Annotated in this window: 2 protein-coding genes; both read right to left on the bottom strand. The window is 64.3% G+C overall.

Annotated elements, in window-relative coordinates; all coding sequences use genetic code 11:
• Positions 1 to 675, bottom strand: a 675-nt coding sequence (locus tag ACIPIA_RS16905) for a flagellin (RefSeq protein ID WP_400511155.1), incomplete at its 3' end; no start/stop codon positions are given.
• A 7-nt stretch (positions 676 to 682) separates the two neighbouring features.
• Positions 683 to 1065 (bottom strand): flagellar basal body rod C-terminal domain-containing protein (locus ACIPIA_RS16900; protein WP_400511153.1); only part of this gene is annotated, 383 nt, incomplete at its 5' end.

Below are 1065 nucleotides of genomic sequence, written 5' to 3'. Positions count from 1 at the left end.
CGGACCCGCGTTGAAGGTCGTCGCCAGGGCGGCGGAGCTGCCGGAAACCCCGGCAATCTTGAAACCGTAGGGGTGGACGGTCGCCTCTTCGGCGATCGTCGCCGTCGTGCCTGTGCCGCCGGTCGTCAGACGCCCCGTGCCCGAACCGAGATCCGCCTGCCGGCGTTCATCGATCAGTTGCTTCAGTCCGGCCTTGCCCGCACCGTCGCCGTTCATGATCTCGTCGAAGCCGATCGCCGGTTCGGTATCGGAGGTCTTGCCCGAAAACAGGTAGCGTCCGTTCACCGCGACGTTCAGCAGGTCGAGCGTCTGCTTGAACTTCTCTTCCGCCAGCACCTGGGGCGCAGAGCGCCCGCTGGCGCTCGGCACATAGCTGTTCGAGCGAGTGTCGTTTCGGGTCTCGCTGGCCAGCTTCGAGAAGTTCTCGACCGCCTGCGATTGCAGCTTCAGGTTCACGCTGCTCAGGTCGATGCCGCTCAACCAGGAATCGATGTTGGAGAGCTTGGCATTGAGATCCAGGCTGACGCGCCGGTCGATGCCGAGGTCGCCATAGCTTGTGCTGCGCTTCTTCGTATCCAGCTGGCGCGTGAGATCGTCGAACTGCGCGCGGGTCGAGACGAACTCGCTGGGCTTGGCCGCGCGATAGGCCCCGGTTCCGTAGGAGGTGATGGTCATGACGGGCTCACACTCTCATCAGCACGTCCATCATCTCCTTCACGGTGGAGATGATGCGGGCATTGGCGGCGTAGGCGTTCTGCAGCTCGATCAGCATCGACATTTCCTGGTCGACATTGACCTGTGCGGTTTCCTGGAAACGGCTCTGGATCGAGGCGAGCGCGACCTGCTGTCCCTCGTCGAGGCGCTTGGCCGCCTCCACCGCCTGCCCCTGCGAAGAGACCACGCGCTGGACGAAGGTCGCGATCGTCGTGCTCGAGGTCGCATTGTTGCCGTCGAGGCCGACCGCATTGGTGAACGAGCGCTGGCTCTGCGTCAGCCGGTCCAGCATCAGCTGGGGACGCGTGGTATCGCCCTGCGCCGTCGCGGGTGACGTGCTGTAAACCGCCA

It is taken from the genome of Allobosea sp. CER48 (assembly GCF_044752385.1).
Taxonomy (GTDB): domain Bacteria; phylum Pseudomonadota; class Alphaproteobacteria; order Rhizobiales; family Beijerinckiaceae; genus Allobosea.
This window is presented reverse-complemented; position numbering and strand designations above follow the sequence as displayed.